Here is a 12,791-nt window from a genome sequence, read left to right as displayed (position 1 = left end):
GGAACCGGCGTGGCCGGCGGGCGGGACCTCGGACTTCAGATCTCGGACCTCAGACCTCGGAGATCCGCCCGGCCTCGACCTGCAGGCGGCGGTTCACCTGGATGGCCGACAACATCCGCCGGTCGTGCGTGACCAGGAGCAGCGTGCCCGGGTAGTTCGCGAGAGCCGACTCCAACTGCTCGATCGCGGGCAGGTCGAGATGGTTGGTCGGCTCGTCGAGCACGAGCAGGTTGACCCCACTCGCCTGAAGCAGCGCCAGTGCCGCCCGGGTCCGCTCGCCGGGCGACAGGGTGGCCGCCGGTCGGGTCACGTGCGCGGCCCTCAGGCCGAACTTCGCCAGGAGCGTCCGGACGTCGGCGGGCGGCATCGGCGCGACCAGGGCGCCGAAGGCGTCGAGCAGCGGCTCGTCTCCCAGGAAGAGCCCGCGCGCCTGGTCGACCTCGCCGACGACGACGCCGGGGCCGAGCGAGGCGTGGCCCTCGTCGAGCGGCAGCCGGCCGAGCAGCGCGGCCAGCAACGTGGACTTGCCCGAGCCGTTGGCCCCCGTGATGGCCACCCGGTCCGCCCAGCCGATCTCCAGATCGACGGGCCCGAGTGTGAAGGAGCCGCGGCGGACGACGGCGCCGCGGAGGGTGGAGACGACCGCGCCGGCCCGGGGCGCGGCGGCGATCTCCATCCGCAGCTCCCACTCCTTGCGCGGCTCCTCGACCACCTCGAGCCGTTCGATCAGCTTCTCCGTCTGGCGGGCCTTGGCCGCCTGCTTCTCGGTCGACTCGATGCGGACGTTCCGTCCGATCTTGTCGTTGTCGGGCATCTTGCGGCGGGCGTTGCGCACGCCCTTCTCCATCCAGGAGCGCTGGGCGCGGGCCCGGGCCTCGAGTTGGGACCGGGTGTCGGCGTACTCGTCGTACTGCTCCCTGGCATGCGCGCGAGCGACCTCGCGTTCCTCCAGATACGCCTGGTAGCCGCCGCCGTACAGCTTGATCTGCTGCTGGGGGAGGTCCAGTTCGAGCACGGAGGTGACCGTCCTGGCCAGGAATTCGCGATCATGGCTGACCAACACGGTGCCCGACCGCAGGCCGGTGACGAACCTCTCCAGCCGGTCGAGGCCGTCGAGATCGAGGTCGTTGGTCGGCTCGTCGAGCAGGAAGACGTCGTAGCGGCTCAGCAACAACGAGGCGAGGCCGGCGCGCGCGGCCTGACCACCCGACAGCGAGGTCATCGGCTGGTCGAGGTCGACGCTGAGACCAAGGTCGGCGGCCACCTCGGCGGCGCGCTCGTCGAGGTCCGCGCCTCCCAGGGTGAGCCAGCGCTCCAGGCTCGTGCTGTAGGAGTCGTCCGCGCCGGGCAGGCCCTCGACCAGCGCCTGGGTGGCGGCGTCGAGGTCGCGTTGCGCCTGGGCGACGCCGGTGCGGCGGCCGAGGAAAGTCCGGACGGACTCGTCCGGCCTGCGCTCCGGCTCCTGGGGAAGGTGGCCGACGACCGCCGTGGGCGGCGAGATCCGGATGGCGCCCTCCTCCGGCTCGTCGAGACCGGCGAGCAGGCGGAGCAGCGTGGACTTGCCCGCGCCGTTGACTCCGACCAGCCCGATGACGTCGCCGGGGGCGACCACGAGATCGAGCCCCGAGAACAGGACCCGCTCTCCGTGCCCGGCGGCCAGGTCCTTCACCACGATCGTTGCGCTCATATCCCGAACGATGCTAGTGCCGTCCCGAGGGTGCCGCCGCGTCCCACGGGGTCGGGATGATCGTGTCCCCACTGATCAATGATCATGCGCGTGCGCGCTTTGGCCGCCATCTGATCCAGGACCGGCACGATTCATGTCTTTCAGATATGCATGATTCATGCCTATTGAGTTCAGCCACAGGCACCTGGACGCCGGAGACTGCACCCTGCACGTCGTCGAGGCCGGCGACCCCCACGGCCGGCCCTACCTGTTCCTGCACGGCTGGCCGGAATCGTGGCGGACCTGGAAGGAGGTCATGGCGCTTGCCGGGCGGGACTCCCGTGCCGTCGCCATCGACCTGCCGGGGGTGGGCGAGTCCACCACCACGGCAGACGGCGGCAGCAAACGGATCGTGGCCGAGAGAGTCCGGGAGCTGATCCAGGCCTTCGAGCTCACCGATGTCACCCTGGTCGGCCATGACGCCGGCGGGATGGTGGCCTACGCGTTCCTCCGGCAGTATCCGGAGATCGCCCGCGTCGTCATCATGAACACCGTGATCCCCGGTGTGGAGCCGTGGGCCGATGTCATCAGGAATCCCTATATCTGGCATTTCGGCCTGCACAACGTGCCGGCGCTGCCCGAGACATTGGTACGGGGGCGTCAGGCTGAGTATTTCACCTACTTCTATGACGTTCTGTCGGTGGACCCGTCGAAGATCACCGAGGAGTCGCGTGCCGCCCACGCCGCCGCCTACGGCAGCGACGCCTCACTCACCGCCGGGTTCGACCTCTATCGGGCTTTCGGCCAGGACGCCAGGGACAACGCCGCCGCGACGGGTGCCGTGCGCACCCCGGTGCTCTACCTGCGGGGCGACGGTGAAGTGGGCGAGATCGCGGCATACGCCGCCGGACTCCGCGCGGCCGGGCTGGAGAACCTGACCACGGCCCTGGTGCCGGGCGCGGGCCACTTCGCTCAGGAAGAGGCGCCCGCGGAGGTCTGGCGGCTCATCCACGCCTTCGCCGCCGGACGGCCCCTGCCGGAGGATGAGTGATCGCCTGACAGGCCGGCCGGAGGGAACCTGGCAGCCGACCACAGCGTGGCCACGGCAGCGCAGAGACGCCGCAGAGACGCCGCCGAGGACGGTGCCGCGGCGGCGTCTCAGCCGCTGAGGACGATGCCGCGGGAAGTCTGTCGGTGGCCGCCGCTACGGTGATCGCATGTCGCGTTTCCCCGTCGCCGTGGCCGCGGTCGTGACGATCGCGGCCGGGCTGTTGATCAGAGCGTTCCTCGACGGTCCGTTCGCCAAGTACGCGGGGGACGCGCTCTACACCGTCCTGCTGTATCTGCTCGTGCTGCTCGCGGTCCCGGCCGCCCGCCCCTCCCGAGTGGCGGCGATCTCGCTCGCCGCCAGCTGGCTGATCGAGTTCTCGCAGCTTCTCGATCTGCCCGCGATCGCGCGCCCGATTCTCGGCAGCACGTTCAACCCTCCTGACCTGCTCTGGTACGCCGTGGGCGCCGGAGCGGCCTGGGTGATCCACGCCGGGGTGAGGAGGCCCGTCCGCGCTCGTGGGCCGAACGGCGTCCAGGATGGTGACCACGAAGGGGACGGCCCGGCCGGCGAGGAGCCCACCTCGTCGCCTGCCGGCCGTGACGAACGGAACTGAGGATCGAATGTCTCGAGAACTGACCGTGATGGCCGTGCACGCCCATCCGGACGACGAAGTGATCAGCACGGGCGGGATCCTGGCCCGCTACGCCCATGAGGGAATCCGCACGGTTCTGGTGACGTGCACCAACGGGGAGCAGGGTGACGGGCCCGGCGGAGTGAAGCCGGGGGAGGAGGGCCACGACCCCCGGGCGGTGGCGGAGCACCGGCTCGGCGAGTTGCGGGAGTCGGCCGCGCATCTGGGCATCGCCCACGTCGAGCTGCTTGGATACCGGGATTCCGGCATGGACGGCTGGCCGGCCAACGATCACCCCGACGCCTTCAGCAACGCCCCGGTGGAGGACGCCGCCGCGAAGCTCGGGAAGCTCATGGAGCACTACCGGCCCCAGGTGGTCGTCACCTACGACGAGAACGGCGGCTACGGCCACCCCGACCACATCCAGGCCCATCGGATCGCGGTGGCGGCGACCGAGAGGACCGGGATTCCCGACAAGCTCTACTACGGTGCCATGCCCCGCGCCAGGATGCGGGAGATGTTCGAGCACATGCGCGCCCTGGGCGCGGACTGGGCCGACGCCGAGATGCCCGACGACTTCGGCACCCCGGACGAGCTCGTCACCACCGTCGTCGACGTCTCGCCGTACGTCGAGAACAAGATCAAGGCCTTGCGGGCGCACGCGAGCCAGTCGGACGGCGCATTCCTCCTGCGGCTGCCCGAGGACGTCCAGCCACGCGTCTTCTCCCCGGAGTGCTTCACCCGTCACTTCTGCCGCATCGATGCGCCGGATCAGGAGGACGACCTGTTCGCCGGCCTTCGCGCATAGGCGCGAGCAGGTGTCCCCAATGGTGGCTAACGGTAAAGACTGACGCCGCCCGGGCTGGGATCGTGGAGGAGTCATCGCCGACCTCCGTTCGCATGGCACCGGGCCGGAGCAGGCCCGGCGAGCGGAGGTACGGAGCACAGGGCTGCATACAGTATGGAAATCTCTTAGACGGGGGAGATGGTCCATCTGCAGGGAGGACACGCCGTGGACGGCAGGTCCCGATGCGCCGCGCGTATCCGGCGCCTGCTGTCGTATGCGCGTCCTCGCTCCATTCGCGGTCGCATCACCGCCCTGGTCACCCTGCTGGCCCTCGCTCTCCTCATCCCCACCGCCATGGCGGAGGGCGCGGTGGGACGGCAGGCGGTCGCCGACGCCATCTGGCTGGAGGTCAGGCAACAGGCCGACCTCACGGCGGCCGCCGTCCGGGCGGGGACCGCGTCCGATCTGATCCTGCCGCAGGTGGCGGGGGCGAACCTGGTCCAGGTGGTGGCGCCGGATCACCACGTGATCGGCGCCTCCAAGGACGCCCGGGGGCTGCCGCCCCTCAGCTCGGTCTGGCCGAGTGCGAGTGATCCGGAACGTGACGTGCAGACCTGCGCCTCGCCGCGGGTGGGATGCGTGCGGCTGTCGGCGCTCCGGGTCCAGCCGGGCGCGAGCTCGCCGGTCGTCTACGCGGGCCGGCCGGTCGCCGCGCTGACCTCGACGGAGATCTTCGCCCGGTTGTTCGGCATCCAGGACGCCGTGCTGGTCCTTCTGGCGGCGTGGGCGACGTGGCTGGTGGTCGGCCGCACGCTCAGGCCGGTGGAGGCGATCCGCACCGAGCTCGCCACGATCAACTTCAACGACCTGAGCGGACGGGTGCCCGAGCCCCCGGGGGACGACGAGATCGCCAACCTCGCCCGGACCGTGAACGGCACGCTCAGCCGGATCGAGCGGGCCAAGCGGTCCAGGGACCGGATCCTGACCAGGCAGCGGCAGTTCGTCGCCGACGCCTCGCACGAGCTGCGCACGCCCCTCGCGGGACTGCGGACGGAGCTGGAGGAGGCCCGGATGCACCCGGAGGAGACCGACCTTGCGGCCCTGCTCGGGGACGCGATGGGCGACGTCGACCGGCTCGAGCAGATCATCACCGATCTGCTGCTGCTGGCACGGGTCGAGGCCCACGCCGACGGCGAGCGGCTGCCGGTGAATCTGACGGCTCTGGTCCGGCGTGAGGTCGCGACACGGACGGCCAGGCCGGAGGTGCGGCTGTGGGCCGAACGGGACGTGCACGTCGTGGCGGTCCAGTCCCAGCTCGTCCGGGCGTTGCGGAACCTGCTCGACAACGCCCAGCGGCACGCGCGGGACGCCGTTGACGTCCAGGTGCGGACATGCGGCGGCTTCGCGGAGGTGATCGTGGCCGACGACGGGCCGGGCATCCCCGAGGCCGACCGGGAGCGCGTCTTCGAACGGTTCACCCGGCTGGACTCGGCACGCAGCCGCGACCACGGCGGCACCGGCCTCGGCCTGGCCATCGCGCGTGACGTCGCCCACTCGCACGACGGATCGTTACGGGCAGGCGAGTCGTCCAGCGGGGGAGCCAGGTTCGTGTTCAGGATCCCTCTGGACGAGTCCGGCCCTTCCCCCTGAGACGGATCGCGAGTATTCGTCCGAATCGCCCGGTTCTTACCGGAACAATGCTCTGATGATCGGAAACGCCGATACGATACGGCCCTGTGGAGCCCGAAGACGTGCACAGCCCGCCGCGAGCGGGCACAGGACGGAACGCCGCTCACGTCCGGCGGGCTCCGGCGCCTCGATGACCATGCGCGCGTTCGTGATCACCGGGCCCGGCCGGGCCGAGGTCCGGGACGTGCCCCGGCCGGAGCCCCTTCCCGACGAGGTCGTCGTCGACGTCGAGCGTGCCGGCGTCTGCGGAACCGACGCCGAGTTCTTCTCCGGAGACATGGCCTACCTGCACACCGGTGAGGCGCGCTACCCCATCCGGATCGGCCACGAATGGGCCGGCGTCGTCTCCGCCGTGGGTGACGCGGCCGACCCCTCCTGGATCGGCCGACGGGTCACCGGCGACACCATGCTCGGCTGCGGGCACTGCCACCGCTGCCGAGCCGGCCGCCGGCATCTGTGCGCCGACCGCTACGAGATCGGCATCCGCAACGGCCGGCCGGGCGGCCTCGCCGAGCAACTGGCCGTGCCGGTGAGCGCCCTTCAGCCGCTGCCCGACACGCTCGATCCGGCGCTCGGAGCCCTGGTCGAGCCGGGCGGCAACGCGCTGCGCGCGGTGCGGGGAGCGGGCCTGCTGCCCGGTGAGCGGCTCCTCGTCCTGGGGCCCGGCACGATCGGGCTGCTCGCCGCACGCATCGCCGAGGCGGAAGGGGCCGAGGTCCACCTGCTCGGCCGTACGAGACAGTCACTGGACTTCGCCCGGCGTCTCGGGTTCGCCCACGTGTGGACCGCGGAGACGTTGCCGGCGCTCCGGTTCGACGCCGTCATCGACGCGTCGAACGCGGCAGCTCTGCCCGCGCTCGCGCTCGACCTGGTCGAGCCCGGACGCCGTGTCGTCTACATCGGGCTCGCCGGCGAGCCGAGCCTCGTCGACACCCGCACCATCGCCCTCAAGGACGTCACCGCCGTCGGCGTGCTCAGCGCCTCCGGCGGTCTCGAAGGCACCGTCGACCTCTACACCTCCGGCGCCGTCGACCCGCGTCCGCTCGTCGCCGCGACCGTGGCCCTGGAGGACCTCGCGGCCGTCCTCGGCGGAGAGCGACGCCCCGAATGGGGCGACGCCCCGAAAGTCCACGTGGACCCGCGCCGCTAGTTCCCGGGATACCTGTCCGGCCGCGGGTCGCCGGAGCCGGTGACCAGGTCGGTGAGGTCGTCGGCGAGTTCGACGACGGTGTCCCTGCCCTCCAGCCGGGACGACCAGGAGCGCGGGAGGATCGCCTCGCCGTGGCGGGCCCCCAGGAGGTTGCCGCAGACGGAGCCGGTGGAGTCGCTGTCGCCGGAATGGTTCACGGAGAGCAGCAGCGCGCGCTCGATGTCGTGCTCGCTGACGAGGGCGCAGTAGACCCCGATCGCGAGCGCCTCCTCGGCGACCCAGGCGCCGCCGAGTGTCTCCAGGGCCTCCGGCGACGGCCGTCCCTCGGCCGCCAGGGCCACCGCGGCCTCGACCGCCGCAGTCGTCTCCTCGTGCGCGGGCAGGTCGCCGATCAGGCCGAGGGTCTCCCGTACGGCCTCGCTCATCGTGGCGCCCCGCGAGAGGTAGAAGACGATCGCGGCGAAGGCCCCGGCCGCGACGTACCCCGTGGGATGCCCGTGGGTGATCTGGGCGCACTCCGCGGCGAGCCGGAAGGCGCCGGGCGCGTCGGACGCGGCCAGGCCGAAGGGCGCGGAACGCATGACGGTGCCGCAGCCCTTGGAGCCGGGGTTGACCGGCCCAGGCATGCCCGGACCCGCGAGCGGGCCGAGCTTCTGGCGCAGGCCGGACAGACAGGCGTTTCCCGGCGCGCGCCGCGAGTACAGCCAGGTCTGCTCGCGGAGCCGTCCCGTGCGGACGAGGTCGTCCGCGGCGGGCGGCGCCTGGTGCTCCTGGGTGTCGAGCCAGCGCAGGTAAGCATTCCTGACGACGTCGACCTCGGCGCCGCCGATCCCCTTCTCCCTCTGGCGCACACCGGCTCGGATCAGCCCCTCGACGGTGAACAGCGTCATCTGCGTGTCGTCGGTGACCAGGCCGACCTTGCCGCGCCAGTCGTGCACGAGGTCCGTCAGCCCTTCGCGGCCGTGATTGCGCCGGATGACGCCGAGGGAGTCGAACTCGATGGGCGCGCCCAGGGCGTCGCCGATCGCCCCGCCGAGCAGGCAGCCGCGTACCCTGCTCCGGAATGTCACGCCCTCTGCATCGCCCTCTGTCCCAGTCATGCGCATGATCTCCTTTCGCCGGACCGACCGTAGCGACATGGGGCGACATTCGCGACCAAATGATTCTGCGGTCAGCGGATGTCCGCCTGCCCGGCGATGTACGGCCCGTACACGGCGAGGCGCCTTCCGGAGGTGAACCATCGCAGGTCGAGGTCGGTCCAGCCCGCCGACCGGATGGTCTTCCAGGTCTCCCGGCCGGGATCGCAGCCGTCCCCGTAGAGCCGGGAGACGCCGGCCCAGAGTCGCTGCGACCTTCGCGCCCACGTGCCGGACGGTGCCGCGACGTGCTCGAAGAACACGAAACGGCCCGGGCGCCGCAACACCCGCCGGATCTCCGCGAGCACGCGGCCCTGGTCGGCCACCGAGCACAGGACGACCGTCGTCAGGACGGCGTCCACGCTCCGGTCGGGCAGCGGGATCTCCTCAGCAGGGGAGCCGAGGATCGTGGGCCGGCGGCCGTGGGCGGCGGCGGCGCGCGCCAGCCGTCCGTGCAGCCGCCGGTCCGGTTCGAGGCCGATCCAGGTGACACCCGCGGGGAGGAGCCCGAAGTTGGCTCCCCTGCCGGCTCCGAGTTCGAGGACGGTGCCGGTCAGGGATGCGAGGAGCCGGTGCTTGCGCCTGGTGTAGCCGGCCATGTCGCCGATCGGGTCGCCTGCTCCCGCCGGGCCCAGCGCGGCTCCCAGTGGCGGCCGGCTCCCGGCGGGAGGTGCCGCGCTCACCCGCGGCGCCGTACGGTCAGACCCGGGATCAGCACGGCGGCGACGGTGAGATGCATGCAGGCCAGCACCGCCATGCCCGCGGCCCCGGCCGCGCCGAGCGGACCGGTGAGCGAGAACACGAGCACCACGACGGCGATGATCGTCCAGATGCGGCGGGCCCGGTCAGTGAGGCGCTCCAGCAGCGCCAGTGACGCCCAGGCCGCCAGCCCGGCGGCCAGGCTCGCTGCGATGACGGCGCCCGCGCCGACCTGCTGGTCGGCGCCGTTGAGCCGTACGGTCAGATCGATCCCGGCCACGGGACCGGCGAGCGCCCAGATCGCGAGCGCGGCGACCGAGGCGCCGGCCACGACGACGAGCCGGCGGCCGCGGGTGGGCCGGTCGGCGGCCGGTGCGGTGGAGACGGAAGTGAGATCGGGGCGAGCGGACATCTGCTTTCCCTTCGCGGGGGTGTGGGGGACGTTTCATCGGGTTCGCGTCCCTTGCGGTCCAGTGCAGAATGGCCCGCGTGCGCCGCCCGTCGCATCGGCCGCAGGGCCGCGGGCGGTACGACCCAGGTCGGGCGGAGTACCGACTTTGGTCGGTGTCGGGGATCCGGACCCCGACCTAATCTGGGCGTGTGAATCTCGTGGACTGCGCACCGGCCGAGGTGATGAGCCCGCGTGCGGGCGTCCCCGGGCGGGTCGTCACGACCGTGGTGACGATCGTGATGACCGCGATGACCGCGCTCGCGTTCTGGGGGCACTCCGACGCGCACGGCACGACGACGGTCCTGCTCCTCGACCTGGTGGTCGGCACGGCGGCATGCGCCCTCATGCCCGTGCTGCTCCACCGGCCCGTCACCGGGGCGCTGGCGCTGACGGTGTTGGCCGCGCTGTCACCGGTCGCCACTCCGACCGCCACCTTCGGTGCCTCGTACGTCGCCCGATGGCGCCGCTTCCCCGTCGCGGTCGCGGTGGCGGTGGCGGGGGTCGGGGCGCATGCGATTCAGGGCGTGTCGCGTCCGCAGGGGGGACTGTCGTTCGGCTGGTGGGTGTTCGTGGTCGTCGTCGCGTACGCCGCGCTGGTCGGCTGGGGCGCGCTGGGACAGGCTCGCCGCAGCCTGATCGTGTCGCTGCGTGAACGGGCCCACCGCGCGGAGGCGGAGCAGGGCCGCCGGGTCGCGGAGGCGAGGGTGGCAGAGCGCGCTCAGATCGCCCGCGAGATGCATGACGTGCTGGCCCACCGGCTCTCGCTGGTGGCCACCTACGCGGGCGCGCTGGAGTTCCGTCCCGACGCGTCTCCGGAGAAGCTCTCCCGCGCCGCGGGCGTGGTGCGGGCGGGCGTGCATGAGGCGCTCGACGAGTTGCGTGAGGTCATCAGCCTGCTGCGCGACGACGACCCCGAGGCGGCCGACGGACGCCCGCAGCCCGTGCTCACCGACCTGCCCCGGCTGGTCGGCGAGTCGCTCGACGCGGGGATGCGGGTGCGGCTGGACGACCGGACGGCGGATCCGGCGGCGATGCCGGCCACGACCGGGCGGACGGCCTACCGGGTCGTCCAGGAAGGGCTGACCAACGCACGCAAGCACGCTCCCGGCGTACCCGTCGAGGTGACGCTGGACGGGCGGCCGGGGACGGACCTGGTCATCGACCTGCGCAACCCGCTGCCGGACGGCCCGCCGGCCGTCCCCGCCATCCCGGGCAGCGGCACCGGCCTGATCGGGCTGACCGAGCGGGTGCGGCTCGCCGGGGGACGGCTCGACCACGAGATCACTTCTGGAGAGTTCCGCCTCCGCGCCTCGCTACCATGGCCGGCGTGAGCCATGCTGTACGCGTTCTCATCGTGGACGACGACCCTCTGGTGCGTGCCGGGCTCTCGCTGATGCTCGACGGCGCGAACGGCATCGCGGTGGTCGCCGAGGCGGCCGACGGGGACGAGGTCCCTGCCGCGATCGACGCGCACGCCCCCCAGGTCGTGCTCATGGACCTGCGGATGCCGCGGGTGGACGGGATCACGGCCATTAACCGGCTGCGGCGACGACAGAACCCCCCGGAGGTCATCGTGCTGACGACCTTCGACACCGACGAAAACGTCTTACGGGCGCTGCGCGCCGGGGCCAGCGGATTCCTGCTCAAGGACACCCCGCCCGCCCAGATCGTGGACGCGGTGTGCCGGGTCTCGTCAGGGGACCCGATCCTGTCTCCGGCGATCACCCGCCGGTTGATGGAGAAGGTGGCCACCGCGTCCGGCGCGTACGAGCGGGCGCGTGACGCCCTGGCCGGCCTGAGCCCCCGCGAGCACGACGTCGTCCTCGCCATCGCCCAGGGGCTGACGAACGCCGAGATCGCCGCCGAGCTCTTCATGAGCGTGGGCACGGTGAAGGCGCACATCACCCACATCCTGAACAAGCTCAGCCTCGGGAACCGCACGCAGATCGCGCTCCTCGCCCACGACGCCGGTCTCGCCTGAGACTCGGCCGGGGCCGCCCGCCCCGGCGTCCGGGTTAGCCCCCGCCTCGCCGGGTAGAGCGGTTGACCGGAAGGAGGGGTGGAAGATGACGCAGAAAGTACGAGAAGTCATGACTCCTGGTCCGGTGATGCTGACCAGAGAGGCGACCGTCACCCAGGCCGCCAGGCTCATGCGCGACCAGGGAATCGGCGACGTCCTGGTGATCGGGGACGGCGAGCGCCTGTGCGGCGTGGTGACCGACCGTGACATCGTGGTACGCGGCGTCGCCGAGACCCGTGACGTGACGGCCACGCCGATCGGGGTGCTGTGCAGCGCCGACGTGGTGACCGTCACCCCCGATCAGGACGCCGACGAAGTCGTGCGGCTGATGCGTGAGAAGGCCGTACGCCGGGTTCCCGTCGTGGAGAACGGCCATCCCGTCGGCATCGTCTCGATCGGAGACATGGCCGTGGAGCGGGATCCGACCTCGGCGTTGTCCGAAATAAGCGCGGCCCCGCCCAACAACTGAGGGCCGCGCCGCGAGATCGCCCCGCATCTCCCCCCGGGGAGGCGCGGGGCCGTCCTCGACCTCAATCGCGGCGCGTCGCCGGAGAAAGCCCTGGTCACAGGAGGATTTGACCTACCAGCACCTGCGTGGCGTGCTGCCGGCCGTCCTGGCCGGGTGCACGGGGCGCGGCTTCACGGTGAGCGACCTCTCCGTGGCGCGGCATGACGAGGTGCGCGATCCGCGGCTCGTCTCCGTGCGGTTCGCCGTCCAGGGTCCTGGAGCGATCAGCGAGCTCACCGCGGCACTGGCCTCGATCGACGGCGTGGTGCGAGTCTCGCGCGAGGAGCCGACGATCCGACGGTGCCGTGAGGGCCACCCAACTGTGCCGGATGTCGCGTCGCATAGATTTCACCGCATGTTGATCCATCCGTGGGACGCCGCCGATGACGACGAGGCGATGGCGTTCGTCCGCGCCAACGAGTTCGGCCATCTCGTCGCCTCCGGCCGGGATCGGGATGTGCCGGTCGTGGTGCCGACGCAGTTCCTTGTGACCGGCGACTCCACGGTGGTGCTGCACCTCGCGCGCCCCAACCCGATCTGGGGGGCGATCGAGGAGAACCCCATGGTCGTGTTGTCGGTCGCGGGTGACTGGGCCTACGTCGAAGGCGCATGGAAGGCTCTGCCGGGGACGGACGAGGACCCTCGTCTGGGTGTTCCCACCACCTACTACGCCGCTGTGCAACTCGTCTGCCGGGCGGAGGTCGTCACCGACGCGGAGGGCGTGCTCGACATCCTGCGCGCGCAGTTGGCCCGCCTGGACGGTGGACTGGCCGATCCTCGCGAGCACTCCCGGCGGCTTCCCGGCATCCGCGGCCTGCGGTTGGCCGTCCAGAAGATCAACGGCAAGTTCAAGTACGGTGGCAACGTCGACGAGGCGCACCGGCGTCATGTCGCGGACCGGCTCGCCGAGCGGGGCGGGCCCGGTGACGCGGCCGCCCGTGGTCATGTGCTCCGCCGGACGCCGCCCGGCGGCGTGGGGTGACGATCGGCGGACGAGACGTGC

Annotated in this window: 13 protein-coding genes; 9 read left to right on the top strand and 4 right to left on the bottom strand. The window is 71.7% G+C overall.

Going from position 1 to position 12,791, the window contains the following annotated elements; genetic code table 11:
* Positions 1-49: 49 nt before the first annotated feature.
* On the bottom strand, positions 50-1,687 hold the full coding sequence (locus tag Pph01_RS06420; protein WP_204072022.1) for an ABC-F family ATP-binding cassette domain-containing protein: 1,638 nt from the start codon (positions 1,685-1,687) through the stop codon (positions 50-52).
* 157 nt (positions 1,688-1,844) lie between these two features.
* Between Pph01_RS06420 and Pph01_RS06415 the strand changes: the two genes are divergently transcribed.
* The 5 genes from Pph01_RS06415 to Pph01_RS06395 all read left to right on the top strand — a co-directional run bounded on the left by Pph01_RS06415 (position 1,845) and on the right by Pph01_RS06395 (position 6,974).
* The gene (locus tag Pph01_RS06415) at positions 1,845-2,717 is read left to right on the top strand and encodes an alpha/beta fold hydrolase (protein ID WP_204072021.1); all 873 of its coding nucleotides are present in this window, start codon (positions 1,845-1,847) and stop codon (positions 2,715-2,717) included.
* Positions 2,718-2,883: 166 nt separating this feature from the next.
* Positions 2,884-3,330 (top strand): ribosomal maturation YjgA family protein, encoded by a 447-nt coding sequence (locus Pph01_RS06410; protein ID WP_204072020.1) that lies wholly within the window; start codon positions 2,884-2,886, stop codon positions 3,328-3,330.
* Between the two features lie 7 nt (positions 3,331-3,337).
* Entirely contained in the window at positions 3,338-4,156 is an 819-nt protein-coding gene (locus tag Pph01_RS06405) for a PIG-L family deacetylase (protein WP_204072019.1), read from the top strand.
* A gap of 204 nt (positions 4,157-4,360) precedes the next feature.
* Positions 4,361-5,785, top strand: coding sequence for a sensor histidine kinase (locus Pph01_RS06400; RefSeq protein ID WP_239116480.1), 1,425 nt, complete (start codon positions 4,361-4,363; stop codon positions 5,783-5,785).
* Between the two features lie 169 nt (positions 5,786-5,954).
* Entirely contained in the window at positions 5,955-6,974 is a 1,020-nt protein-coding gene (locus Pph01_RS06395) for a zinc-dependent alcohol dehydrogenase (protein WP_239116479.1), read from the top strand.
* Here the strand turns inward: Pph01_RS06395 and Pph01_RS06390 are convergent.
* The 3 genes from Pph01_RS06390 to Pph01_RS06380 form a co-directional block, all read right to left on the bottom strand.
* Positions 6,971-8,074 carry an ADP-ribosylglycohydrolase family protein gene (locus tag Pph01_RS06390; RefSeq protein ID WP_239116478.1) on the bottom strand — a complete coding sequence of 368 codons (1,104 nt, stop codon included), beginning with the start codon at positions 8,072-8,074 and terminating at the stop codon, positions 6,971-6,973. The two genes, Pph01_RS06395 and Pph01_RS06390, sit on opposite strands and share 4 nt — an antisense overlap.
* A gap of 71 nt (positions 8,075-8,145) precedes the next feature.
* Positions 8,146-8,793: a class I SAM-dependent methyltransferase gene (locus Pph01_RS06385; protein WP_204072016.1), complete on the bottom strand. Its 648-nt coding sequence runs from the start codon at positions 8,791-8,793 to the stop codon at positions 8,146-8,148.
* Positions 8,790-9,221, bottom strand: a complete 432-nt coding sequence (locus Pph01_RS06380; RefSeq protein WP_239116477.1) for a DUF6069 family protein — start codon at positions 9,219-9,221, stop codon at positions 8,790-8,792. Before Pph01_RS06380 ends, Pph01_RS06385 begins: the two co-directional genes overlap by 4 nt.
* A gap of 188 nt (positions 9,222-9,409) precedes the next feature.
* On the opposite strand from Pph01_RS06380, the gene Pph01_RS06375 reads away from it, so the two are divergent.
* From Pph01_RS06375 to Pph01_RS06360, 4 genes are all read left to right on the top strand, one after another.
* The gene (locus tag Pph01_RS06375) at positions 9,410-10,591 is read left to right on the top strand and encodes a sensor histidine kinase (protein ID WP_239116476.1); all 1,182 of its coding nucleotides are present in this window, start codon (positions 9,410-9,412) and stop codon (positions 10,589-10,591) included.
* Positions 10,579-11,241, top strand: a complete 663-nt coding sequence (locus Pph01_RS06370; RefSeq protein ID WP_204072015.1) for a response regulator — start codon at positions 10,579-10,581, stop codon at positions 11,239-11,241. Before Pph01_RS06375 ends, Pph01_RS06370 begins: the two co-directional genes overlap by 13 nt.
* A gap of 85 nt (positions 11,242-11,326) precedes the next feature.
* A complete protein-coding gene (locus Pph01_RS06365; protein ID WP_204072014.1) occupies positions 11,327-11,749 on the top strand; it encodes a CBS domain-containing protein in 423 nt (140 codons plus the stop codon).
* Positions 11,750-11,855: 106 nt separating this feature from the next.
* Positions 11,856-12,770, top strand: coding sequence for an FMN-binding negative transcriptional regulator (locus tag Pph01_RS06360; protein ID WP_239116475.1), 915 nt, complete (start codon positions 11,856-11,858; stop codon positions 12,768-12,770).
* Positions 12,771-12,791: the final 21 nt, after the last annotated feature.

The organism is Planotetraspora phitsanulokensis, from assembly GCF_016863295.1.
In the GTDB taxonomy this organism is placed as follows: Bacteria; Actinomycetota; Actinomycetes; order Streptosporangiales; family Streptosporangiaceae; genus Planotetraspora; species Planotetraspora phitsanulokensis.
This window is presented reverse-complemented; position numbering and strand designations above follow the sequence as displayed.

Coding starts and splice junctions, on each gene's coding strand:
- Pph01_RS06420 (WP_204072022.1), bottom strand. CDS start 1,687: ATGAGCGCAACGATCGTGGTGAAGGACCTGGCCGCCGGGCACGGAGAG.
- Pph01_RS06415 (WP_204072021.1), top strand. CDS start 1,845: ATGCCTATTGAGTTCAGCCACAGGCACCTGGACGCCGGAGACTGCACC.
- Pph01_RS06410 (WP_204072020.1), top strand. CDS start 2,884: ATGTCGCGTTTCCCCGTCGCCGTGGCCGCGGTCGTGACGATCGCGGCC.
- Pph01_RS06405 (WP_204072019.1), top strand. CDS start 3,338: ATGTCTCGAGAACTGACCGTGATGGCCGTGCACGCCCATCCGGACGAC.
- Pph01_RS06395 (WP_239116479.1), top strand. CDS start 5,955: ATGACCATGCGCGCGTTCGTGATCACCGGGCCCGGCCGGGCCGAGGTC.
- Pph01_RS06390 (WP_239116478.1), bottom strand. CDS start 8,074: ATGACTGGGACAGAGGGCGATGCAGAGGGCGTGACATTCCGGAGCAGG.
- Pph01_RS06380 (WP_239116477.1), bottom strand. CDS start 9,221: ATGTCCGCTCGCCCCGATCTCACTTCCGTCTCCACCGCACCGGCCGCC.
- Pph01_RS06370 (WP_204072015.1), top strand. CDS start 10,579: ATGGCCGGCGTGAGCCATGCTGTACGCGTTCTCATCGTGGACGACGAC.
- Pph01_RS06365 (WP_204072014.1), top strand. CDS start 11,327: ATGACGCAGAAAGTACGAGAAGTCATGACTCCTGGTCCGGTGATGCTG.